The sequence below is a fragment of the Nocardiopsis camelliae genome, assembly GCF_028993595.1.
Lineage (GTDB): Bacteria > Actinomycetota > Actinomycetes > Streptosporangiales > Streptosporangiaceae > Nocardiopsis > Nocardiopsis dassonvillei.
Map to the genome: position 1 here is coordinate 3,672,248 of NZ_CP118614.1, position 22,563 is coordinate 3,694,810.

Consider the following 22,563-nt stretch of genomic DNA (forward strand, 5'->3'; position numbering starts at 1 on the left):
AAGTTCCCCTTCAACCCTCTGGGGCTCGGGACCGTTGGAAGTTCCCCTTCAACCCCCTGGAGCTGAGCATCGCAGGAGACCCGATAACCCCCTGTACTTGCTGACGCAGGGACGCTCTACAACTTGCGGACCCCCTACGACGCGCGGTCACGCGCGGGGCTTCATGGCCGCTCTCGGTCTGAACCGTGTACCCCCGCTCACGGAGGGCTGAGGGAGACTCCCGGTGGGCGTTCCCCCCGGCGACCTCCCGAACCCCTCCGTGACGCCCACCAGACACCTGTAATGATCGGCGCGCAGGGATCTCCTTCGGCAAGTTCGCTAGGCGAACTTGCTCTCAGTCGGTCCCCGCCCCCAACACTGAACCTCGGAGCCAGTGCCCACCACGACCACCCACCCCCCAGGGGCTGACGGGGAACCCGCAACCTCCACGGGTGCCTGGCCAGTCACCAGCACTCTCTACGCCAACCCCCACGGGTCAACGGCCACAGGACGTTCCACCCCAACCCCCTACGGCGCACCGCTGCTGTCCGCTCTACGGGCGGGTGGTTCGGCTTTGTGCAGGGCTCAACCCCTTGGGGACGGCTACAGGGTGCTGTGACGGAGCCGGTCAGAAGCCCTCGACGCGGGCTAGGAAGCGCAGCAGCCCCGCGTTGAAGGCGCCCGGCCGCTCCATGTTCACGGCGTGCCCGGCCTCGCGCACCACGGCCGCACCGGCGCGCGGGTTGGGCTTGGCGGCGGCCGCGGCGTGCTCGGCGGGCCACAGCTCGCTCTCGGCCCCGGCCACGAACAGGGCGGACACGTCGAGCCCGGCGACCGCGTCGCGCCAGTCGCGCCGGGCGTGGTCGCCCAGCAGTTCCAGCTCGGCCGGGGTGAGCTCGCGATCGGCGCCGCGCATCGCGCGCAGCGTCCTGACCAGGCGCACACCGCGCCGCCACAGGGGCGTGCCGTGGCCGGTGGCGGGGATGCCGTCGGCGAAGTAGGTGTCGGCGTTGCCCTCGTCGTAGCCGTAGAAGCCGTACGGCCAGTCCGCGGTGTTGAGCATCTTCGGCGTCTGGTCCACCGAAACCGCGCCCGCCAGGCGACCGGTGCCGTGCCCGGAGGTGTACGCCCAGACGGTGTTGGCACCCATGGAGCCGCCGACGAGCACGACGCCCTCCAGGTCCAGCCGCTCCAGGAGGACGTGGACGCAGTCGCCGCGCCGGTCCATGGTCATGCCCGGAGGCAGGGGCCCCGCGGCGCCGTGGCCTGGCAGGTCCACGGCGAGGACCCGGTATCCGGCGTCCGTGAGCGCGGGGACCTGGTGGCACCAGGAGGTCGCGGGGGCCTTGAACCCGGCCAGGAGCACGACCGGGCGCCCCCGGGGGTCACCGTGTTCGGTGCACTCGATGCCAAGCCCGTCGTCCGTGGTGATCAGCGTCATCGCCCCTCCCGAAATCCGGGGCCATCCTCGCACAGGCCCCGGGGGTCGCGCGCTCCGCCTGCGGAGCGTGTAGGATTTTGGGAACGATAATCGTTTTCAGTCACTGCGGGCGGCGGAGAGGGGGGTGCGCGTACCCGCTGCCCGACAGAGAGGGCGCGCACGGTCTGTGCGCCCTCGGGAGTGCGAATCTCAGAAAGGTGAACATGCCCTCTTCAGCACACCGTCCGGGCAAGCGCAAGCCCACGCGGAGTTTCGCCAATCCGCTGGGAGACATGGACTACATCGACTACAAGGACACCACTCTTCTGCGCAAGTTCATCTCCGAGAAAGGAAAGATCCGCAGCCGCAGGGTCACGCGGGTGACCGCACGCCAGCAGCGGCTGATCGCGGCGGCGGTCAAGAACGCGCGCGAGATGGCCCTGCTGCCCTACCCGTCCAACACTCCGACGCACAGGCCCTGAGGACCGGCCGAACCCGTCCGGGGGCTCCCCGGACGGGCCGTCGCGGTCAGGAGCGGTCGGGAGCGTGCTCGTCCCAGTGGCCTTCGTGCTCGCGGTGCAGGTGACCGTCGTGGACGTAGTCCACGTGGTCCTCGTGCGGCACGGCCACGTGCCCGCACCCGTGACCGTGCTCGTGCGCGTGCCCCTCGTGGACGGCGTGATCCCCCGCGGAGCACTCGTCCCAGTGGCCTTCGTGCTCATGGTGCAGGTGACCGTCGTGGACGTAGTCCACGTGGCCCTGGTGCGGCACGGCCACGTGCCCGCAGCCATGACCGTGCTCGTGCGCGTGCCCCTCGTGGACGGAATGCTGTGCGGCCATCTCTCCCCCTCGAAAACGACCAGCGGAAAAAGCGGGAACACATCCAGGACTATTCGATCAGCGATCGCGCATCAAGCGCCGCCGGGGCGGCGCACGGAGAATTTATCCGCCTCCCACCGGAATTTCGCACCGGACCACGGAAAAACGATTGTGCTTTTCATTTCCGCCGCAGCGGCGGGGACTCCCAGGATTCAGAAATGATTATCATTCCCTTCACCCACTACGGCGAGGAGACGCGCCATGCCTGAGTACGACGACCCCTACGCCCGCTCCGGGCAGTACCTGGACCTGATGATCGCCGGGTGGTGGGAGCACCACCGGGAGGTCCTGACCGAGGCGCTGGCCTCCCTGCCCGGGGACTCCGGGCCCGTCGTGGACGCGGGTGCGGGCGGCGGCCACGGAACCCGGCTCATCGCCGCGGCCCTGCCCACGGCCCCCATCCTGGCCGTGGAGCCCTCCCTCCTGCTGCGGACGGTGCTGCTCTCCCGGATCGCCGACGATCCCGGCCTGCGCGGGAGGGTGACCGTGGACGGCGACGACCTGCTCTCGGCCCACCTGCCCGACCGGATCGGCGGCATGGTGATGGCCAACCTCATCGGCCACTTCAGCCCCCACGAGCGCGACCGGCTGTGGGAGGACCTGGCCCCGCGGCTGGCCCCGGGGGCCTTCGTCCTGCTCAACCTCGCCGCCCCGCTGGAGCCCGAACGCGTGGAGCGGGCGCGGATGAGCGAGGTCAGCGTCGGCGCCCGCTCCTACGTCGGCTGGGCCGCCGCCGAGCCCAGCGGACCCGAACGGGTCGAGTGGCACATGACCTACGAGGTCCACGAGCGGGACCGGGTCCTGGCCCGCGACGAGGTCCGCTACGACTGGTGGACGCTCACCGAGGACGCGCTGCGCGCCGAGACCGAGCCCCACCGCCTGCGGGTCCTGCCCCACGGCCCCGCCGGGGCCGGGCTGTACAAGGTCCTCCCCTAGCTCTCAGGGGGCGGGGCGCTGCTGCGTCTGACCACCAGGTCGGTGGCCAGGTCCAGGCGCAGGTTGGCGGGGGTGCCGCCGCGCGCCAGGGTGAGCGCCATCCGGGTCGCCTCCTCGGCCATCTCGGTGAGCGGCTGGCGCACGGTGGTCAGCGGCGGCCCCATCCAGCGGGCCACCGGCAGGTCGTCGTAGCCGACCACGCTCAGGTCCTCGGGGATGCGCACGCCCAGCTCGCGGGCGGCCTCGTACAGGCCCATGGCCTGGAGGTCGTTGCCCGCGAAGACGGCCGTGGGCGGGTCGTCCAGCCGGAGCAGCTCCCGGCCCCGGTCGCGCCCGCTCTCCACGTGGAAGTCGCCGTAGCGCACGAGCGCGGGGTCGGCCGTCAGCCCGGCCGAGTCCAGCGCGGAGGCGTAGCCGTCGATGCGGGCCTTGCTGCACAGCACGTGCCGGGGCCCGCCGATGACGCCGATGCGCCGGTGGCCGAGCTCGATGAGGTGGCGGGTGGCGACCAGGCCGCCGTTCCAGTTGGCCGAGCCCACCGAGGGCATGTCCGGCCCCGGGTCCCCCGCCGGGTCCACCACGACGAAGGGGATGCCGCGCGCGGTCAGGCGGGTGCGCTGTTCGGGCGCCAGGTCGGAGAAGACCAGGATGACGGCGGTGGACTGGCGGGCGAGCACGGCGTCGACCCAGTCGTCGCGGGGGGTCTGGGCGCCCCCGGACTCGGTCAGCACGACGCTGAGCCCCTCCGAGCGCGCCACGCTCTCCACGCCCCGGATGACCTCGACCGCCCAGGCGCTGTCGAGTTCGTGGAAGACCAGGTCGACCATGGAGGAACGGCCTCCGCCCGGGCCCCGGCGTCGCCGGTAGCCGTGGCGGCGGATCAGCTCCTCCACGCGTGCGCGGGTCTCGCTGGCCACGTCGGCGCGTCCGTTCAGCACCTTCGAGACCGTCGGCACCGATACGCCTGCGGCTTCCGCAATTTTCGAGATGGTGACCGGCTCCGAAAGGGTGTTTCGGGCGGAGTCGGGGGTCGGGTCTGCGCTCACGACGCCTGATCCTACGCGGTCATGGCAACTCCGTGCGGCCACGGGTGACCCAGCTCTCATCCTCCTATTGACGCTCGGGGTGACGCCGCGTACATTCGGGCGCAAATATTTCGAAATACTTACCGATAGTTTCGAAAGAGGAGTGGCCATGAGAACCCCCCGCCTGGGCTCCGCCGCCGGAGCGACGGCGCTCTGCCTGCTCGCCGTCACCGCCTGTTCCGGTGGCGGCGGCGGAGACGACCGCATGCACGTGTGGATGTACCAGGACACCCTGGTCGTGGTGCAGGAGGGCGCCGTCGAGAGGTTCAACGGGGCCTCCGAGACCGAGGCGGTCATCGACGAGGTCCCCGGGGACAGCTACGAGGAGCGCCTGCGCACGGCGATGGGCTCCAGCGAGAAGCCCGACGTGTTCTTCAACTGGGGCGGCGGCAGCATCGAGCCCTACGTCGAGCAGGACATGCTCGTTCCCCTGGACGACATGCTCGCCGAGAACCCCGAGTTCGCCGACTCCTTCATCCCCTCCATCCTGGAAGCGGGCAAGGTCGACGGCGTGCAGTACGGCATTCCCCTGCGCGGCACCCAGCCGGTCATCCTCTTCTACAACGAGACGGTGTTCGAGGAGGCCGGAGCGGAGCCCCCCGAGACCTGGCAGGACATCCTGGACCTGGTCGACACCTTCACCGAGGAGGGCGTGACCCCCTTCGCCCTGGCCGGGGCCGACCCCTGGACCGAGCAGATGTGGCTCCAGTACCTGGTGGACCGCATCGGGGGACCGGAGGTGTTCGCGCGCATCGTGGAGGGCGACTCCGAGGGCTGGCGCGACCCCGCGGTGCTGGAGGCCGCCCGGATGGTCCGGGAACTGGTGGACCAGGGCGCGTTCGGCAACTCCTACGCCTCGGTCAGCTACACCGAGGGAGCGGCCTCCGCACTGCTGTCCGAGGGCCGGGCCGCCATGCACCTGATGGGCTCGTGGGAGTACTCCACCATCCTGGACCAGAACGAGGAGTTCGCGACGAACGACCTGGGGTACGTGGCCTTCCCGCCGATCGAGGGCGGGGAGGGCGACCCCGCCAACGTGGTCGGAAACCCGACCAACTACTTCTCGATCTCCGCAGAGACCGAGTACACGGACCAGGCGATGGAGTTCCTGACGTACATGTCCCAGGAGGAGTACGTCGCCGACATGGTGGAGAACGGCGAGGTGCCCACCACCACCAACGCCGAGGAGGTCGTCGCCGACAGCCCCAGCCCGGACTTCGCCACCTTCCAGTACGAGATGGTGCGCGACGCGCCGCACTTCCAGCTCTCGTGGGACCAGGCGCTGCCCCCGGAGGTGGCCACTCCGATGGTCACCGAGATCGAGTCGCTGTTCAACGGTGAGAGCACGCCCGAGCAGTTCGTCGACGCGCTGGCGGCCCTGTGACCGGCCGCACCGACAGCCAGGCGACCGGTGGCACCATGACCGGCGACCCGGCGGCCACGGGGGCCGGGGCGGGCGGTCCCGCCTCCCCCGGTCCCCGGCCCGGCCTCCCGCGCGGCGGCTCCGCCGCGCGGGGCGCCGCCCCCCGCACGGGGCGGCCCGGCCCGCTGTGGGCGGTGCCCGGCCTGCTGTACTTCGGGCTCTTCGCCGCCCTGCCGATGGTGCTGGTGGCCTACCTGTCCCTGACCTCCTGGGGCGGGCTGGGCTCGCCCAGCTTCATCGGCCTGGAGAACTGGTCGCGCCTGGCGGGCGACCCGCTGATGCACAACGCCGTGTGGCTGAGCGTACTGCTGACCGCGCTCTCCTGGATCGTCCAGACCCCCATCAGCCTGCTGCTGGGAGTCTGGGCAGCCGGTCGACAGCGCAACCGCGCGGTGCTGTCCGCCGTCTTCTTCCTGCCGCTGCTGCTGTCCTCGGCGGCGATCGCCCTCGTCTGGCGGGCCCTGCTGGACCCCAACTTCGGGCCGCTGGCCTGGCTGGGTCCCCGCCTGGGACTGTCGTCGGTGGACGTGCTGGGCGGTTCCGACAGCGCGTTCCTGGTGATCGTGTTCGTCAGCGCCTGGCAGTTCATCCCGCTGCACATGCTGCTCTACCAGGGCGGCGCACGGCAGATCCCGGCGACGCTGTACCAGGCGGCCGAGATCGACGGGGCGGGAAGGCTGCGGGCGTTCTGGTACATCACGCTGCCCCAGCTCAGGCACACCGTCACCACGTCGTCGGTGCTGATGGTGGTGGGCGCGCTGACCTACTTCGACACCGTGCTCATCATGACCGGGGGCGGGCCCGGCACCAACACCACGATCGTCCCGTACCTGATGTACCAGGCCGGTTTCCAGAGCTGGGAGCTGGGCTACGCCAGCGCCGTCGCGTTCACCCTGGTGGTGACGGCGACGCTGATCGCCCTGCTCCTGGTCCGCTTCACCGGTTTCGGCGACATGCGCAGCACCCGGGAGGGCATGTGACCGCCAGTACTGCCGAGAGGCCCGCCGCACGGCGGCTCCCGAGCGGCGGCCGCCCCGCCCTCCCGCGGCGGCGGCCGGGCCGCCGACGACCCAACGTCCTGGCCGGGCTGGGCGCCCTGGTGTGGCTGGCCGTCGTGGGGGTGCCGCTGTACGCGCTGCTCGTGGCCACGGTGCAGCGCTCCGAGAACTACACCTCCGCCGGGCCGCTCACCCCGCCCACGGACCCGACCCTGGACAACTACGTCAAGGCGGTCGAGAACGGGGTGCTGGGCTTCGTGCTCAACACCGCGATCGTCACCGTCGCGGTGGTGGCGATCGTGCTGGTGCTCGCCTCCATGACCGGGTTCGCCGTGGTGCGCTCGCGCACCCGGTGGACCACGGGGGTGTTCCGGATGTTCCTGCTGGGGCTGGCGATCCCGTCCCAGGCGGTGATCATCCCGGTGTACCTGATCATCATCGAACTGGGGCTGTACGACACCCTGACCGCGATCGTGCTGCCCACGGCGGCGTTCGCGCTGCCGGTGTGCGTGCTGATCCTGGTGGGGTCGATGCGCGACATCTCCGAGGAGCTGTACGAGGCCATGGCCCTGGACGGCGCGGGCCCGGTGCGCACCTTCCTCCAGCTGGTGGTGCCGATGTCGCGGTCGGGGCTGAGCACCATCGGCGTGTACGCCGCGCTCCAGGCCTGGAACGGGTTCCTGTTCCCGCTGATCCTCACCCAGTCGTCGGACAACCGGCTGATCACCATGGGCCTGTTCGAGTTCCAGGGCGAGTACCGCGTGGACGTGCCCGGCATGCTGGCCGCGGTCGTGCTGGCGACCCTGCCGCTCTTCCTCGTCTACCTCTTCGCGCGCCGCTCCCTGGTGCGCGGCATGATGGGGGTCGGTGGAAAGTAGCCCCGGGCCACTCCACTCCCGCCCGGCGGCCGAGGCCGCGCGAGGCCCCGCCGACCCCTCCCCCGGTGCCCGTCTGTCAGGGTCCCCCTGAGACGGGCACCGGGCGCACGTCCGCCTACTCCCCGTTCCGGGGCAGCAGGGACCCCAGCGGGCCCAGGTCCAGGTTGAGGTCGGCGGCGGAGAGCCCGTAGCGCTCGCGCAGCTCGGTCATGCGCTCCTCCAGCAGCATCAGCGTCATTCCGATGCGCTCCTCCTGGTCCTCGGTGAGGTCGCCCTGGTCCACGCGCCGCAGGGCCTGGCGCTCCATGAGCTGGCGCACCAGCTCCACCACGGTGAGCACCAGCTTGATCAGGTCGCGCTCGACCGTGTCGGGCTCGGTCTCGATCCGGTGGCGCAGTCCCTGCACCTCGGACTCCGCAGCCCCCTCGCGGGACCGGTCCGGGTCCGCCGTCTCGTCCAGGGCGTCCTGGAGCCGTCCCAGGATGTCGTTCCCGTCTCCGGGAACCGTGTCGGCGTCGGCCACGCGCACGGGCGCGGGCCCCTCGGGGCCCCGCTCCGCGCGGAGCGGGTTCCCGTTCACCTCTGGCATACCGCCTCCTTCCCCTCCCTCCGGGGCCGGTCCTCACTCCTGCCGGATCCATCCGCTCAGGGGGTGACCGTGCTCCCAGGGTGAGGGCACGTTCTCGTTGATCGACGACACCAGGGCGTGCAGGGAGACCCGGACCAGGTCCACGTCGGCGATGGAGACGGTCAGGTCCCCCGAGACCACCACCCCCTTGGCCAGGACCCGGTCGAGCAGGTCGACCAGGGAGATCTCCCGGTTGGCCAGGGGGTGGTCCTCGTCCAGCATCGTGGTCAGGGAGTGGGCCTGGCCGGGGAAGCCGCCGGTGCCGGGCGGGCCGTCCCCGGCGGGGCCGGTTCCGTTCACCGCGCTCATGCGCCCGCCTCCACAGCTCGGGGGGAGGAGAAGGAGTAGGGGGCCCACGGCCCGGAGGCCTCGATCCTGGTGCCCTCGGGCGCGCGGGAGTTCAGCTCGTCCACCGCCGCGAGGAACTCCGCCACCCGGTCCCCGTCCACGAGGTAGGCGTTGTTCATGACGTTCTCGCCGGGGGCCTCGGACAGCGCGGCGTTCTGCGTCTGGTGCTGGGCGCGCGCCCGGGCCATCGCGACCAGGACCTCGTCGGCGCGCTCGCACAGCGCGGAGGCCCGCTGCCAGGTGTCGTCGCGGCGGTCGCGCTGCTCCCTGCGCCTGCGCAGGTAGGCCTTGCCCGGGCTCTCGTCGGCGGGGGCCTGCGGCTCGGGCGGCGCGGCGGTGCGCACGCCCGCCTCGGCGTAGACCTTCACACCGACCTCGACGCGGTCCACGAGTTCGTCCAGGGTCGCCGCGAAGGCTCGCGCGTTCTCGCGCAGGACCCGGCGGACCCGTTCGTCCCCGCGGTAGACGGTGGCCAGCCGCAGCGGCAGTGCCACGGACCGCAGCGCCACCGCGTCCACGACGCCGTGGTGGGCGCGGGCCACCTGCTCCAGCCAGCGCAGGTCCTCCAGCTTGGCGTGGAGCGCCTGCTCGTCGAACTCGTCCAGGGGGACGGTGCTGACCGCGGCGGCCAGGTCGCCCTCGACGACGAGGTGGACGGGGTGGCCGCCCACGCCCGTCAGGCCGTCGGTGGACGCCCGGCCGAAGGGGCGGCACACCGCGTAGACGTAGCTCGCCTGCTCAGGCCGTTCCATGGTCGCCCTCCTCCCGGGTCCGCTCGGTCGCGCGCCGGGCGCCGGAGCCCTCCGAGGCCGGGGTCTCGGTCCCCTCCTCGGCGAGGGGGTCCGCCTCGGCCGCGGTGACCTGCGCGGTGCGGTGCTCCTCCAAGGCCTCGATGCGCTCGCGCAGGCGCCTGTTCTCCTCGGCCAGCTCGTCGTCCTCGCGCCGGGAGGCGCGGGAGGACAGGGCGGGGTCGTGCTCCCACCAGTCGATGCCCATCTCCTTGGCCTTGTCCACCGAGGCGACGAGGAGCCGGAGCTTGACCGTGAGGAGTTCGATGTCCAGCAGGTTGATCTTGATGTCGCCCGCGATCACGACGCCCTTGTCGAGAACGCGTTCGAGCACGTCGGCGAGGTTGGCGGAGGAGGATCCGCCCGAGGAGCGGATCGGCCTCGGCTCGCCCCGCCAGGGCGTGGGTTCACTCATGCGTACCAGTTCCCTCCCGGTCCCGCGGAGCCGTCACGGCCACGGGTCACGCGCGCACCGCCGTCGCGGTGGCGGTCTCCGCTGCGGAGGCGGCCCCCGGCTCAGGAGCGCTCGGCCGCGGGCCGCTCCTCCTCGTCGGGGTACTCGTCCTCCTCTGCTTCCAGGTCATGCTCGTCCGCCTCATCAGCGTCCTGGCCCTCAGCCTCGTCATCGGGGAACTCCTCCTCTTCTTCCTCTTCGCCCTCGTCGTCCTCGGGCTCTTCCTCGAGCTCCTCGTCGTCCTCGGCCTCGGGCCCCTCGTCCTGGGGCTCCTCCTCGAACCCGTCCTGGGGCTCCTCCTCGAACCCGTCCTCGGGCCCGTCGTCGGAGGCGTCCCCGCTCCCGTCGTCGAGGTCGGCGAGCTCCTCCCGCTCCTCGGGGTCCAGGTCGGCGAGTTCGGCCCGCTCGTCGGGGTCCAGCTCCTCCAGTTCGGCCCACTGCTCCTCGGTGAGGTCCGCCTCCTCCAGGGCGACGGCGTCCTCGTGGGAGAGGACGACCTCGCCCTCGCGGACCTCGCCGCGCCAGCCGCGGAGTTCGGCCGCCTCGTCCCGGGGCAGCATCATGACCTGGCGCCGGTAGTGCTTGAGGTCCAGGCGCAGGCGTCTGCCCTGGGCCCGCCAGATGTTGCCCGTGCGCTCGAAGAGGCCCTTGGGGTAGTACTCCACCACCAGCAGGACGCGGGTGAGGTTCTCCCCCAGGGGGTGGAAGGTCACGACGCCCTTCATGGTGCCCTTGGCGGCCTCGGTCGACCAGGCGATCCGCTGGTCCTGGACCTGCTCGGTGACCTCGGCGCTCCAGCTGCGGCTGGACCAGAAGACCTTGCCCCTCCAGTGGGAGGAGGTGTCCCCGGTGCGCTCCGCGCTCTGCACGCCCTTGGCGAAGGAGCCGAAGTCGGGGAAGCGGGTCCACTGGTTGTAGGCCACGCGGACCGGGACGCCCACGTCGACGTCCTCGACGATGTTGACCATCTTGCCGGGCTTGCCGCCCCCTCCGGAGGAACCCGTGCCCAGGCCCCGGCCGACCTTGTCCTTGAGGCCCTTCTTGGCCTTGTCCTTGAGGCCCTTGGCCCCGCCGGTGACCACGGCGTTGACCGGGTTCTTGCCCTGGGCGAGCTTGCCGCCGACCCCGGCCGCGACGGGGGCCGCGGAGACGCCCTCGCTGGTGAGGCGCTCCACCGTGGCCCCGAGCCTGCGGGCCGCGCCGTTGACCACGCTGGTGGCCTTGACGCTGAGGTAGTCCTGGAGGGCGTCGGCGAGCTTGGAGGTGCCCTCGTTCCTGTCGGCGGCCGACCGCAGCCGGGCCAGCGGCCCCTGGGACTCAGTCGTCGCGGCCATCGTCGCCCCCCTTTCCGCCGGTGCCCGAGGCGCGCTTGCGCCGGGCCGGCTTGGCGGTGCCCGAGGCGCGCTTGGCGGTGCCCGAGGCGCGCTTGGCGGTGCCCTTGGTCCGCGCGGCGGTTCCCTTGGCCCGGGTGGCGGTGTCCGAGGCGGTGCTCCGGGACGCCTTCGCGGCCTTGGACTTGGTCCGGCGCTCGGAGGCGGGGGCCTCACTCGCCTCCGGTTCCCGCCGGGCCTCGGCGTCACCGTCGCCTCGGGGCTCGTCCGCGTCCTCGTCGGCCCCGCCCCGCGCGGCGCCGTCGTCTTCGGTCTCGTCGGCCCCGTCCTCGTCGGAGTCGGAGACGGCCCCGGCCGCTCCGTCGCGCAGGCGTTCGGTGCGGCTGTTGAGGGAGTCGGCCAGGCCGCCCGCCCACTTGCCGGCGATGTTGCCCGCCGCGCTCCTGCCGACGTTGAGCAGCTGCTCGCGGGACTGGCCCTTGAGCTCACCGACCACCGGGAGCGCGGAGACCTCCTTGAGCAGCCCCTGGGCGAGCTGTCCGGGTTTGATGTCGAGCTTCTTGGCCCCCAGGTAGAGGCCCAGCCCCAAGGCCAGTTTGAACTTCTTCCTCCGGCCCAAGACGTAGCCGCCCACTGCGGCGGCCACGATTTTCGCGGTGTCCCCCACGGGATCTCACCTCAATATCGTCTATCGAAGACCTTGTTGGTACCGCTCTGCTTCCTCCAGCTGGTCCAGCAGCTCGTCCTCCGCCTGGTCGAACTCGCTCTCGGACAGCTCTCCGGCGTCGAAGCGCTCGGACAGTTCCGCCAGCTGCTGTCGGATGCGTGAGGGGTCGTACATCTCCCGCTCCGCCGCGTCCAGGACCTGGCGCGCCGTCCAGTCGACGAACCGGACCGGCGCGGCGGGAGCGGTGAGGATCATGCTGAGGAGGCCCATGCCCCTGACTCCTGTTCGGTGTCCCCGCCCGGCGGGGTCACTGCTGGGGGGACGCCACGAAGCTGTAGGGCGGCAGGGGTCCGTTGACGCGGACCTCCATGTAGGAGGCCAGCTCCTGTTGGATCCGGGCCGCCTCGCTCAGGAACCCCTCGGTGCGGTCCCGGTGCACGAGGAAGGAGGCGTTGGCCAGGCCGCCGTCCACGGCGGGCCAGGCGGACACGCGCTCGGCCAGGCCTTCCAGGGGCTTCAGGACGGTCTCGGCGTCGCGGCGCCTGAGCTCCTCCACCGCGTGGGAGACCTGCTCGCCGAAGGCCATCCGCTCGGAGGGGGTGCCGCCTCCGGCCGCCTTGAGCTCCTCGTTGCGGGCCCGCAGCCCCTCGTCGGAGCGCAGCACGGCGCGCAGGGCCGCCTCCTCGTTGTGGCTGGCCTTGACGTTGAACTCCACCCGGTCCTGGAGCTGGTCCAGGAGGACGGAGTAGTGGTCGGCGAAGCGGGCCAGCTCGGCGGCGACCGCGTCGTCGTCCTCGCTCACCGCGCCGAAGCGCAGGGGCAGGACGCCGTGGCCCAGGGCCAGGTCCTGGAGGACGTTCTGGTGCGCGGTCAGGTCGCGCCGCTTGGCGCGCAGGCCCTCGGGGGCGTCACTGACCGCGGCGGCCACGCCGTAGGCGCGCACGAAGCGCACCGGCGCCGCGTCCTCGCCCACACCGGACAGCTTCATGGTGTCGAGGGACTCGTCGTCGCGGACGATCCCGTAGACGTAGGTGCTCACTCCTCGCCCTCCTTCTTGGCGGAGGAGCGGCGGCGGGCGCGCGCGGGCTGCTTCTCCTGCTCGTCGGACTGCCCCTTGGAGAAGGACTCGGAGATGGCCTCGGCCGCCCCGGACAGCGCGCCCTTGGACTTGCTGCGCGCGCCCTTCTCCATGCCGCTGTCGAGCAGGTCGGGGAGTCCGGCCCCGCCGCTGCTGGTCAGGTCGAGGCGGTTGCACGCCTCGGCGAAGCGCAGGTAGGTGTCGACGCTGGCGACCACGATGCGCACGTCGACGGTGAGGAGTTCGATGCCCACGAGGGAGACCCTGGCGAACACGTCGATCACCAGTCCCTTGTCGAGGATGAGGTCGAGGACCTCGTAGAGGTTGCCGGAACTGCGGCCTCCTCCGGATGACTGCTGCATCACCGTCATCGGAATCATGCTCCTTTCGTCGGTGAGGTTGTGGAGGGCAGGGGCCCCGTCCGCCCGGGGTCGGCCGGACTCAGCCGTCGGAGCGACCGCGGGTGTAGCGCTTGGTGCGCTTGTATCCCTCGATCTCCCCGTCGGCGTCGAGTTCCACGGAATACGTGGCCAGCAGGCTCACCGTGTCCGGAACCCGGCGCAGTTCGAGTACTTCGAGGGTCAGGTCCCAGCCGTCTCCGGACCGTTGGAACCCGGAGACGCCTTCGACCTCCAGCCCGGTCACTTCCTCGAACTGCTCCTGGGCCTCGCGCAGACGCTGCATCATCGTCTTGCGTCGTTCCCCGCGCGGAGGGGAACCGTCGTCCTTGCTGTCCTGACTCATGGATCTCCTGGCCGTCGGCCATTATCCGATTTCTCTTGCCGTGCCCTTGGCTTGACCCACTACCGAGAAAGACCGGGGCAAAACCTCCCCGAGGTCAAGGCGGGGAAAAACGGGCCGGACGGGAACGCCCGGAACCGGGGAATCAGGGGAACGCGGGAACGCCGGGACGCCCGGGGAACTCCGGGGGGCCGGGGCTCCGGGTGTTCCACGGGGCGCGGGAAAACGGGGAACAGGAGGGCGTCCCGGCGCGCCGGCCCCGGAAATCACGGCACGGGAAAACGTCCGTGAGAATGTTCAGGGCCGCAACCTCTTAGCAGGAAAGTAAAACCGCGCGGCGGCGCGCCGGAAAGACCCTCACCCCGCGCGCAGGAGGCGGAGCAGGTCGTGCGCCTCGGCCGCCAGCGCGTCCCGGCCGGGGGCCAGGTACGCCCGCGGATCGGTCAGGTCGGGCCGTTCGTCCAGCCGCTCGCGCAGCGCCCCGGAGAAGGCGTCGTTGAGCCGGGTGGCGATGTTGACCTTGGTCATGCCGCTGTCGACCGCCCTGACCAGGTCGGCGTCGGCGACACCCGACGACCCGTGCAGCACCAGCGGCACCGGGACCGCGCTGTTCAGGCGGCCGATGAGGTCGTGGTCCACCCGGGCGTCGCGGGTGCGCATCGCGTGCGAGGTGCCGACCGCGACGGCCAGCGAGTCCACCCCGGTCGCGCGGACGAACTCCGCCGCCTCCTCGGGCCGGGTGCGCGCGCCCGGGGCGTGGACGCCGTCCTTGCCGCCGACCTCGCCGAGTTCGGCCTCCACCGCGACGCCGCGGGCGTGGCAGTACCCGACCACCGCGCGGGTGGCCGCGACGTTGTCCTCGTAGTCCAGCGCGGAGGCGTCGAACATGACGCTGGTGACGCCCAGCTCGACCGCCTCGTGCACGAGCGGAACCTCGGTGGCGTGGTCCAGGTGGACGGCGGTCGGCACGTCCGCTTCCCGGGCGGCGGCGAGCGTGGCCAGGGCGAGGGGTTCCAGCGCCCCGTGGTAGCGCACGCAGTTCTGGCTGATCTGGAGGACGACGGGGGCCGCGGCGCGCTCGGCTCCGGCGATCAGCGCCTCGACGTGCTCCAGCAGGACGACGTTGAAGGCGCCGACGCCTCCGCGCCGGGCGACGGCCCGCTCCAGCAGCGTGGTGATCCCAACGAGTGTCATGCGTACTCCTCGACGTGCACGGTGGGCAGGAACGCCTGGTAGGCCCGCGGGTCGGCCTCCCCCGCGGTGGGGGCGAGCACGGCGGCGGCACCGAGCGCGGCGGCGCGGGCCAGGGTCCGGGGCCAGGGGTCGGCGGCGGCCGTGCCCAGGGCGATCGCGGCGGCCGCGGCGTCCCCGGCTCCGGTCGGGTTGCCGGTCACGCCCGGGACCGCCTCCGCCCGCCACCCCCGGTCACCGGAGAAGGCCAGCAGGCCCCGGTTCCCGAGGGAGACGACCACGCTGCGGGCGCCGGCCCGCAGCAGTCGGCGGGCGGCGTCGGCGCCGCACCCGCCGGTGGTGGCGCGCAGCTCGTCCGCGTTCGGTTTGACCACCGCGGCACCGGCCGCCGCCGCTGCCAGCAGCACCGGACCCGCGGCGTCGACGACCGCGGGCACGCGCGCCCGCGCGGCGACGCGCACCAGCTCCGCGTACAGGTCGTCCGGCGCTCCCGGGGGCAGGCTGCCGGAGAGCACGAGCGCGCGGGCGCCGGTCAGCGCGTCGCGCACCGCCTCCGTCAGCGCGGCCAGCTCATCGGCGCTCAGCCGCGGGCCCGGTTCGTTGAGGACCGTGGTGTCGGTGCCCACGACGGTCAGGGTGCGCCGGGTCGTGCCGTGGACGGGTACCGCCCGAAGCCGGTGCCCGTCCCCGGTCAGGGAGCGGGCGATCCACCGGCCGGTCGGTCCGCCGAGGGGTGCGATCGCGAGCGTGGGCTCGCCGAGCCCGCGCAGCACCCGGGACACGTTGAGGCCCTTGCCGCCCGGGCGCTCCCACACGCGCGAGACCCGCAGGGAGCGGCCCGGCACGAGGGCGTCGACCTCGTAGGTCACGTCGACGGCGGGGTTGGCGGTGACGGTGACGATCACGTGCTCCTCCCCGGGACCCGGTGTCCGCGGCCGGGGACGGCCCGGGTCGCGGTCCGGGCGCGGTCGCGGTCGCGGTCGCAGGTCCTGTTCACGTGTGCTCCAGCAGTTCCCGGGCCAGCAGCGCCGCGCCCAGGCACCCGGCCCCGTCGCCCAGCGCGGCGGGGACCACGTCCGGGCGCCGGTGGAAGGTCAGGCGGGCTTCGAGCCGTTCGCGCAGCGGGGCGAGCAGCAGTTCGCCGGACCGGGCCAGGCCGCCGCCGACCACGACGACCTGCGGGGCGAGCACCGCGCTGATCCAGGAGAGGCCGAGCGCCAGGGCGTCCACGGCCTCGTCCCAGACCCGCGCGGCGTCGGGGTCGCCCCGCACGAGGAGGTCGGCCACGTCGCGGGCCTCCCGGGTGGATCGGCCCGTGCGCTCGGAGTAGCGGCGGGCGATGGCCGCGGCCGAGGCGATCGCCTCCAGGCACCCGGTGGCGCCGCAGGCGCACGGCCCCCCGTGGCCCACGTCCACGTGTCCCATCTCGCCCGCGAAGCCGCCCGCGGTGTGCGCCCGCCCGCCCAGGAGCAGGGCCGCCGACAGGCCGGTGCCGATGGGGACGAAGACGGCGTCCTCGTGGCCGCGCGCGGCGCCGAGCCGCTGTTCGGCCAGGCCTCCGGCGGCCACGTCGTGCCCGAGGGCGACGGGCAGCCCGCAGCGCTCGGCGAGCAGGTCGCGTACCGGCACGTCGCGCCAGAGGAGGTTCTCCGACCACACCGCCACCCCGCGCCCGACGTCGACGATGCCGGGGACGACCACCCCGACCGCAGCGACCGGGACGTCCCGGGACGCGGAGCGCAGCTCCCCGACGAGGGCGGCGGCGGTGTCGACCACGGCCTCGGCCACGCGGGGCCCCGTGGGCGTGGGCGTCCTGCGGGCGAGGAGCACCCCGTGGTCGGCGTCCACGAGGGCCGCCTTGGTCAGGGTTCCGCCGACGTCGACGGCGACGACGGCGCTCACGTCCGCTCGTCCGCGAGGACGACCGAACGGGTGAGGTTGCGGGGCCGGTCCGCGTCGAGCCCCCGCCGCTCGGCGAGGGCGACGGCCAGGCGCTGAGCCACGACGAGGTCGGCCAGGGGGTCAAGGTCGCTGGCGCGGAAGGCGGCGCCGGTGGCCTCGACCTCGGCGGCCAGGCCCGCGGGCGGCTCGCCGAAGGACCACACGAGCCGTCCCGGCTCGGCGATGGTGAGGGGGCCGTGGCGGTACTCCATCGCCGGGTAGGACTCCGTCCACATCCGCGCCGCCTCGCGCGCCTTCAGGGCCGCCTCGTGCGCCAGGCCCACCGTCCACCCCCGGCCGAGGAAGGTGATCTGTTCGGCGCGGACCAGGGGGTCCAGCGGGACCTCCAGGGCCCGCTCGCCGTCGCGGGCGAGGCTCTCGGCGTCGTGGCCCAGGTGGGCGCGCAGCAGGGCGAGCGCCGTCGTGGCGTAGCGGGTCTGCACCACCGACCTCTCGTCGGCGAAGTCCAGCACCACGCTCAGGTCGGCGAATCCGGTGACCGGTGAGCCGGGCACGGCGGTGATCACGGTGGTGGGCACGTCCCGGGCCGCCCTGAGCAGGTCCGTGACCTCGGTCGTCGTGCCGGAGCGGCTGATGGCCACGACGCGGTCGTAGGAGCGGCCGGGCGGCACCTCCGAACCCGGGAACGCGTCGGTCGCGCCCTGTCCGGCCCGCTCGCGCAGGGCGGCGTAGGACATCGCGACGAACCAGGACGTGCCGCAGCCGACGACGGCCGTGCGCTCCCCCGGGCGCGGCAGCGCGGGCGCGGCGGACTCCAGAGCGTCCGCGACGCGCCGCCAGCACTGCGGCTGGCTGGCGATCTCCGCGGTGACATGGGTGTTCATCTATGATCTCCCTTGCTGACGGCGGGGCCCTTCGCGCCCGCCGCGGAAGCGGCCCTGCGCCCTCGTCCGGACGCGGGGACACCCGCCCCCGCCCCCGTCGCGGCCCCGTTCGCGGTGTGTCCCGCCGTGCGCCCCGCTCCCGGGTCGGGTAGAAGTGCTCGGACGACCCGTTCTCCGCGTGCGGTGCGCGACGACGCGCACGAAGCATCGTTAGTCTGATTGCTTTTGATCGATATAGTCGGTTATCAGTCAGATTGGATCAACAGTTTGTCCTTGGGGGACGTCATGGACCGCCACCAGCGTTTGACGGCTGTGCTCGAACTGCTCTCCGAGCGCGGGTCCCTCTCCGTCGACGAGGCGGTGGAGGAGCTGGGCGTCTCCCCGGCCACCGTCCGGCGCGACCTGGACCACCTGGAGCAGCAGCAGCTCCTGACCCGCACGCGCGGCGGGGCCCTGGCCTCCTCCGTCTCCTACGACCTGCCGCTGAGCTACAAGGCCGCCCGGCACGCCGAGGAGAAGGAGCGCATCGCCCAGGCGATCACGGACCTGGTCCCCCCGGGCTCGGTCGTCGGCCTCAACGGCGGCACCACGACCACCCAGGTCGCGCGCGCCCTGGCCCTGCACGAGAGCTTCCGCGGCGACGGTCCCGGGCGCGGCCTGACCGTGGTGACCAGCGCGCTCAACATCGCCACCGAGCTGCTGGTGCGCCCCCACATCAAGGTGGTCGTCGTGGGCGGGGTCGTGCGCCCCCGCTCCTACGAGCTGGTGGGTCCGCTCGCCGAACGGGTCCTGGAGGCGCTCTCCCTGAACGTGGCCGTGATCGGGGCCGACGCCGTGGGCGCCGACGTCGGCGCCATGGCCTTCGACGAGGACGAGGCCGCCGCCAACACGCTGCTCGCCCGGCGCGCCGAGCGGGTCATCGTGGCCGCGGACAGCCACAAGATCGGCCAGCGGGCCTTCGCCCGGATCCTGCCGGTCGCCGGGATCGACGTCCTGGTGACCGACAAGGACGCGGACCCCGATGTCGTGGACGGCTTCACCAGGGCCGGGGTCGAGGTCGTCCAGGCCTGAACCGCGTCCCGGGTCCGGGCGCCTCACGGGTCGTTCCTCCCGTCCAGCGGCCGGTAGCCGACCCCGAGGGCCTCCAGGCGCTCCAGGTGCACGCGCAGCCGGGCGAGGAAGTCGGCGCGGTCGTGGCCGCGCTCGTCCGGCTGGCGCCAGACGGCCTCGGCGAAGGCGCACAGGCGCGGGAAGAGCATGTACTCGGTGTGCTCCTCGGTGGCCACGTACTCGGTCCACATCTGGGCCTCGGCGCCGACGACGCGCCGGGCGACCTCCCCGTCCAGCGCGGCGGGCACCGGCTCGAAGTCGAAGGCGGTGGACAGCGGCACGAAGCCGCCGCCGAAGGCGAGGGGTTCGGCCGCGGTGTCCCCGTCCTGGTAGTAGTCGAGGTACACGTGGCTGGTGGGCGCCATGACCGTCTCGTGGCCGAGCCGGGCCGCGGCCTCGCCCCTCTCCCGCTCGCGCCAGGCCATCACCGTCACGTCGGCGGGGAGCGCTCCCCCGTCCAGGACCTCGTCCCAGCCCACCAGCGTGCGGCCGTGCTCGGCGAGGAACGCGGCGACGTACCCGGTGAACCAGCCCTGGAGCTCCTCCTCGTCCGCGAGCCCCAGTCGGCGGATGTGCTCCTGCGCCCGGGGGCTGTCGCGCCACTCGTCCTTGGGGACCTCGTCCCCGCCGCAGTGGACGTACCTGCCGGGGAAGACGTCCATCACGTGCGTCAGGACGTCGCGGCAGAACCGCAGCGCGGTCTCGTCCACGTTGAGCAGGCGGGTGCCCACCCCCCAGCGCTCGCGCACGATCGTCGGTGCGCCGGTGTTGCCCAGTTCGGGGTAGGCGGCGATGGCCGCCTGCATGTGGCCGGGCATGTCGATCTCCGGGACCACCTCGACGCACCGGTCGCGGGCGTGCGCCACGATCTCGCGCAGGTCGGCCTCGGTGTAGTAGCCGCCGTGCGGGGTCCGGTCGTAGACCGGGTCCGGGCTCGTGCCGAGGTCGTTGCCGACCACGGTGCGCGCCCGCCACGCGCCGACCTCCGTCAGCCGGGGGTATCCGGGCACCTCGATCCGCCAGCCCTGGTCGTCGGTCAGGTGCAGGTGCAGGACGTTGAGCTTGTGCAGCGCGAGCAGGTCGATCAGGCGCAGGACGAAGTCCTTGGGCAGGAAGTGCCGGGCCACGTCCAGCATGAGGCCGCGCCAGCGCAGCCGGGGGTGGTCCTCCACACGGGTGCAGGGGATGCCCGCGCCCCGGGCGGACCCGCCCCTCCACAGCCGCGCGGGCAGGAGCTGGCGCAGGGTCTGCGCGCCGTGGAAGGCCCCGACCGGGTCCGCGCCGACGATCTCGACGCGGTCGGTGTCCACGGTGAGCGTGTAGCCGTGTTCGCGGGCCCGTCGGGGGTCCACGCGCACGGTGACGGGGGCCGGATCACCGCCGGGTCCGTCCCCGGACCCCGGGCCGGTCAGCGGGGCCAGCGCCTCGCGTAACAGCGCGCCCGCCAGCGCGGCCTCCGGTTCGACGCGCAGGGAGAGTCCGCGGTCCAGCCGGAGGGTGCCCGGGCGCGGCCGCGTCCGCGTCGGCACCGGGATGATCGCGGGCCGGTCGGCGTCGTCGGGCATACTCGCTCCCCCTTCTCGCCGGCCCCGCCGCCGAGGCCGTCGCGGCGGCTGCCCGCCTGCTCCGGCCAACGGGCGCGGCGCCCGGTCGGGTCCGGGCTCGGGCCGGTCGCACCCAACGATCATTACATGAGCACATGATGATTACTAGTGAACAGAAGGAGGACATAAAGCTTGACACCAATCAACCGGAACGTGACGATGGTCACTCACTGACTACCGGAGGGAGCGCTCACCATGGTTCTCGCGTACGCCCGAAACGGACATGGCTGACACCGCGCGGCCCACCGGCCGGGTCGGTGCGGAGCACGAACGCGCCCCGGCCCCTCCGCCGGACCGCCCGGGCGGTCCCGGCCGCCCCGACGGCCGGTCCGGGGACCCCCCGGCCCGGCTCGGCCTCGGCCTGTGGCGGCGCACGTCGGCGACGCGCTGGCTGCTGCCCGCCACCGCCCTCATCGGCCTGGTCATCGTCTTCCCCGCGCTCTACATGGTCTGGCTGTCCTTCCTGGCCGTGGACCGGATCGGGCAGATCCAGGGGTTCGCGGGGCTGGACAACTACCGGCGGCTGCTGGCGGAGCCCGCGCTGCCCGGGGTGGTGGCCAACACGCTGGTGTGGCTGGTGGTCGTCCTGGCGGCGACGATCCTGGTGTCGCTGGCCCTGGCCCAGTTCCTCACCAAGGAGTTCCGCGGGCGCCGACTCGTACGGCTCTCCGTCGTCGTGCCCTGGGCGGCCTCGCTGGTGATGACCGCGACGGTCTGGCGGTTCCTGCTGGAGGGCGGCAACGGCCTGCTCAACCGCCTGCTGATGGACCTGTCGCTCCTCGACGCCCCGCACGAGTGGTACAAGGACCCCGCCACGGCCTTCGCCTCGATCATGGTCGTCGGCGTCGTCACGTCGGTCCCCTTCACGACCTACGTCCTGCTGGCCGGACTCCAGACGATCCCCGCCGAGGTGCACGAGGCCGCCAGGATCGACGGCGCCGGGGCCTGGAGGCGGTGGCTGCACGTCACCCTGCCGCTGCTGCGCCCCTCCCTGCTGGTCGCGTTCGTGCTGAACATGCTGCACGTGTTCAACGCGTTCACGCTCATCTGGGTGATCACCGGCTCGATCGCCGGGAACCACGCCGACACCACGGTCACGTGGATGTACAAGATCGCCTTCAAGGAGCAGCTGGACCCGGGCGAGGCCGCCGCGCTAGCGGTGCTCAACGTGGCCTTCCTCGTCGGGCTGATCGCGTTCCTGGCCTGGCTGCTGCGGCCGGGCCGCCGCGACCGGGCGGGCCGTGCCCTCGCCTCGGCGCTGCCCGGCGGCGTCCGCTCGCTCACCGGCCGGGCCGCGCGCTCGTGGTCGTCCCTGCGCGGGCGCGCGGCGGACGCGTGCGCACCGCTCCTGCGCCCGGCGGCCGTCGCGGGCGGCCGGATGTGGCGCCGCGTCGGGGGCGCGGTCCTCCCCCTGGTCGGGGCGCTGGTCGCCCTGTTCTTCCTCGCCCCCTACGCCGCGATGTTCCTCGGCTCGCTCAAGACCGACGCGGAGCTGTTCGCCGTCCCCGCGACCTACCTGCCCCGGGACTGGGCGTGGTCGAACTACGTCGAGGTGTGGAGCCGGATCCCGCTGGCGGAGTACTTCCGGGTCAGCCTCACCGTCGCCGGGGTCTCGACCCTGGTCGTGCTCGCCGCGGCCGCGCCCGCCGCCTACGCCGTCGCCCGCTCCGACTTCCGCGGCAGGGGAGCCTTCCTCGGCCTGATCCTCATCACCCAGATGTTCCCGGCGGTGGCGCTCATCATCGGGCTGTACCGGGAGGCGCTCTTCCTCGGCGCGGTGAACTCCTACTGGTTCATCATCGCCGTCAACTCCGCCTTCAACATCGCCTTCGCGGTGTGGATCCTCAACACCCACTTCCGGGCGGTCCCGAGGGAGACCGAGGAGGCGGCCATGATGGACGGCCTCGGCCGCTTCCGGACCATGCTCAGGATCATCGTCCCGCTGTCGGCGCCGGGGATCATCACGGTGGCCGTCTTCACCTTCATCCAGGTGTGGAACGAGTTCATCGTCGCGCTGACCCTGTTCAACGACCCCTCGCAGGGCAGGGTGCCGCTGACCGTGGGGGTCCAGCAGTTCATCGGCCTGTACGAGACGAACTACCAGTACCTCTTCGCCGCCGGGCTGATGGCCGTCGTCCCCACGGTGGTCCTCTTCGCCCTGATCGAGAAATACCTGGTCAGCGGACTGACCACGGGCAGTGTTCGATGACGCGTCCCCGCACGGGAGCGGAAGGGAAGG

At 72.6% G+C, this 22,563-nt stretch carries 26 protein-coding genes; 8 read left to right on the plus strand and 18 right to left on the minus strand.

Translation table 11 applies throughout. The features are described 5' to 3' along the window. Positions 1-607: 607 nt before the first annotated feature. Complete coding sequence (locus PV789_RS16135) at positions 608-1,420, minus strand: alpha/beta fold hydrolase (RefSeq protein WP_274973393.1); 813 nt, start codon at positions 1,418-1,420, stop codon at positions 608-610. A gap of 203 nt (positions 1,421-1,623) precedes the next feature. On the opposite strand from PV789_RS16135, the gene rpsR reads away from it, so the two are divergent. Continuing rightward, positions 1,624-1,881 carry a 30S ribosomal protein S18 gene (rpsR, locus tag PV789_RS16140; RefSeq protein WP_274973394.1) on the plus strand — a complete coding sequence of 86 codons (258 nt, stop codon included), beginning with the start codon at positions 1,624-1,626 and terminating at the stop codon, positions 1,879-1,881. A gap of 46 nt (positions 1,882-1,927) precedes the next feature. On the opposite strand, the gene PV789_RS16145 is transcribed toward rpsR, so the two are convergent. After that, positions 1,928-2,239 carry a threonine dehydratase gene (locus PV789_RS16145; RefSeq protein WP_274973395.1) on the minus strand — a complete coding sequence of 104 codons (312 nt, stop codon included), beginning with the start codon at positions 2,237-2,239 and terminating at the stop codon, positions 1,928-1,930. On the opposite strand from PV789_RS16145, the gene PV789_RS16150 reads away from it, so the two are divergent. Both PV789_RS16150 and PV789_RS16155 read left to right on the plus strand, forming a co-directional pair. Then, on the plus strand, positions 2,230-2,487 hold the full coding sequence (locus PV789_RS16150) for a hypothetical protein (protein ID WP_274973396.1): 258 nt from the start codon (positions 2,230-2,232) through the stop codon (positions 2,485-2,487). The two genes, PV789_RS16145 and PV789_RS16150, sit on opposite strands and share 10 nt — an antisense overlap. Further along, complete coding sequence (locus tag PV789_RS16155) at positions 2,480-3,214, plus strand: class I SAM-dependent methyltransferase (protein WP_274973397.1); 735 nt, start codon at positions 2,480-2,482, stop codon at positions 3,212-3,214. The genes PV789_RS16150 and PV789_RS16155 overlap by 8 nt, the downstream gene beginning before the upstream one ends. Here PV789_RS16155 and PV789_RS16160 read toward each other — a convergent pair. Continuing rightward, entirely contained in the window at positions 3,211-4,260 is a 1,050-nt protein-coding gene (locus tag PV789_RS16160; protein WP_302475359.1) for a LacI family DNA-binding transcriptional regulator, read from the minus strand. The genes PV789_RS16155 and PV789_RS16160 overlap by 4 nt on opposite strands. A gap of 148 nt (positions 4,261-4,408) precedes the next feature. Between PV789_RS16160 and PV789_RS16165 the strand changes: the two genes are divergently transcribed. Genes PV789_RS16165 through PV789_RS16175 form a run of 3 tightly spaced genes read left to right on the plus strand, consistent with a single transcriptional unit; the run spans position 4,409 to position 7,598 of the window. Further along, positions 4,409-5,683: an ABC transporter substrate-binding protein gene (locus PV789_RS16165; RefSeq protein ID WP_274973399.1), complete on the plus strand. Its 1,275-nt coding sequence runs from the start codon at positions 4,409-4,411 to the stop codon at positions 5,681-5,683. Further along, positions 5,680-6,702, plus strand: coding sequence for a carbohydrate ABC transporter permease (locus PV789_RS16170; protein ID WP_274973400.1), 1,023 nt, complete (start codon positions 5,680-5,682; stop codon positions 6,700-6,702). Before PV789_RS16165 ends, PV789_RS16170 begins: the two co-directional genes overlap by 4 nt. After that, complete coding sequence (locus PV789_RS16175; protein WP_248770703.1) at positions 6,699-7,598, plus strand: carbohydrate ABC transporter permease; 900 nt, start codon at positions 6,699-6,701, stop codon at positions 7,596-7,598. Before PV789_RS16170 ends, PV789_RS16175 begins: the two co-directional genes overlap by 4 nt. 115 nt (positions 7,599-7,713) lie before the next feature. Here PV789_RS16175 and PV789_RS16180 read toward each other — a convergent pair whose 3' ends face one another. The 14 genes from PV789_RS16180 to PV789_RS16245 form a co-directional block, all read right to left on the minus strand. After that, complete coding sequence (locus tag PV789_RS16180) at positions 7,714-8,187, minus strand: gas vesicle protein K (RefSeq protein WP_274973401.1); 474 nt, start codon at positions 8,185-8,187, stop codon at positions 7,714-7,716. Between the two features lie 33 nt (positions 8,188-8,220). After that, entirely contained in the window at positions 8,221-8,535 is a 315-nt protein-coding gene (locus tag PV789_RS16185; protein WP_274973402.1) for a gas vesicle protein, read from the minus strand. After that, positions 8,532-9,326, minus strand: coding sequence for a GvpL/GvpF family gas vesicle protein (locus tag PV789_RS16190; RefSeq protein ID WP_274973403.1), 795 nt, complete (start codon positions 9,324-9,326; stop codon positions 8,532-8,534). Before PV789_RS16190 ends, PV789_RS16185 begins: the two co-directional genes overlap by 4 nt. After that, positions 9,313-9,777, minus strand: a complete 465-nt coding sequence (locus tag PV789_RS16195) for a gas vesicle protein (protein WP_274973404.1) — start codon at positions 9,775-9,777, stop codon at positions 9,313-9,315. Before PV789_RS16195 ends, PV789_RS16190 begins: the two co-directional genes overlap by 14 nt. Positions 9,778-9,878: 101 nt before the next feature. Beyond that, positions 9,879-11,150 carry an SRPBCC family protein gene (locus PV789_RS16200; protein ID WP_274973405.1) on the minus strand — a complete coding sequence of 424 codons (1,272 nt, stop codon included), beginning with the start codon at positions 11,148-11,150 and terminating at the stop codon, positions 9,879-9,881. Further along, positions 11,134-11,814, minus strand: coding sequence for a hypothetical protein (locus PV789_RS16205; RefSeq protein ID WP_274973406.1), 681 nt, complete (start codon positions 11,812-11,814; stop codon positions 11,134-11,136). The genes PV789_RS16200 and PV789_RS16205 overlap by 17 nt, the downstream gene beginning before the upstream one ends. 21 nt (positions 11,815-11,835) lie before the next feature. Continuing rightward, complete coding sequence (locus PV789_RS16210) at positions 11,836-12,084, minus strand: gas vesicle protein GvpG (RefSeq protein ID WP_061081336.1); 249 nt, start codon at positions 12,082-12,084, stop codon at positions 11,836-11,838. A 37-nt stretch (positions 12,085-12,121) separates the two neighbouring features. After that, positions 12,122-12,853: a GvpL/GvpF family gas vesicle protein gene (locus PV789_RS16215; RefSeq protein WP_274973407.1), complete on the minus strand. Its 732-nt coding sequence runs from the start codon at positions 12,851-12,853 to the stop codon at positions 12,122-12,124. Beyond that, on the minus strand, positions 12,850-13,263 hold the full coding sequence (locus PV789_RS16220; protein WP_130398325.1) for a gas vesicle structural protein GvpA: 414 nt from the start codon (positions 13,261-13,263) through the stop codon (positions 12,850-12,852). The genes PV789_RS16215 and PV789_RS16220 overlap by 4 nt, the downstream gene beginning before the upstream one ends. Positions 13,264-13,333: 70 nt before the next feature. Then, positions 13,334-13,636 (minus strand): gas vesicle protein GvpO, encoded by a 303-nt coding sequence (locus PV789_RS16225; RefSeq protein ID WP_274973408.1) that lies wholly within the window; start codon positions 13,634-13,636, stop codon positions 13,334-13,336. A 354-nt stretch (positions 13,637-13,990) separates the two neighbouring features. Further along, on the minus strand, positions 13,991-14,827 hold the full coding sequence (locus PV789_RS16230) for a class II fructose-bisphosphate aldolase (RefSeq protein WP_274973409.1): 837 nt from the start codon (positions 14,825-14,827) through the stop codon (positions 13,991-13,993). After that, on the minus strand, positions 14,824-15,729 hold the full coding sequence (locus tag PV789_RS16235; RefSeq protein WP_274973410.1) for a 1-phosphofructokinase family hexose kinase: 906 nt from the start codon (positions 15,727-15,729) through the stop codon (positions 14,824-14,826). Before PV789_RS16235 ends, PV789_RS16230 begins: the two co-directional genes overlap by 4 nt. 88 nt (positions 15,730-15,817) lie before the next feature. Next, the gene (locus tag PV789_RS16240; RefSeq protein WP_274973411.1) at positions 15,818-16,726 is read right to left on the minus strand and encodes an ROK family protein; all 909 of its coding nucleotides are present in this window, start codon (positions 16,724-16,726) and stop codon (positions 15,818-15,820) included. Then, positions 16,723-17,610, minus strand: coding sequence for an SIS domain-containing protein (locus PV789_RS16245; protein ID WP_274973412.1), 888 nt, complete (start codon positions 17,608-17,610; stop codon positions 16,723-16,725). Before PV789_RS16245 ends, PV789_RS16240 begins: the two co-directional genes overlap by 4 nt. A 285-nt stretch (positions 17,611-17,895) precedes the next feature. Here PV789_RS16245 and PV789_RS16250 point away from each other — a divergent pair, with 285 nt between their 5' ends. Then, positions 17,896-18,681, plus strand: coding sequence for a DeoR/GlpR family DNA-binding transcription regulator (locus PV789_RS16250; RefSeq protein ID WP_212644414.1), 786 nt, complete (start codon positions 17,896-17,898; stop codon positions 18,679-18,681). A gap of 23 nt (positions 18,682-18,704) precedes the next feature. Here the strand turns inward: PV789_RS16250 and PV789_RS16255 are convergent, their stop codons facing one another. Continuing rightward, a complete protein-coding gene (locus PV789_RS16255) occupies positions 18,705-20,285 on the minus strand; it encodes a beta-N-acetylhexosaminidase (protein WP_274973413.1) in 1,581 nt (526 codons plus the stop codon). Positions 20,286-20,547: 262 nt separating this feature from the next. Here PV789_RS16255 and PV789_RS16260 point away from each other — a divergent pair, with 262 nt between their 5' ends. After that, entirely contained in the window at positions 20,548-22,533 is a 1,986-nt protein-coding gene (locus PV789_RS16260) for an ABC transporter permease (protein WP_274973414.1), read from the plus strand. Positions 22,534-22,563 lie beyond the last annotated feature (30 nt).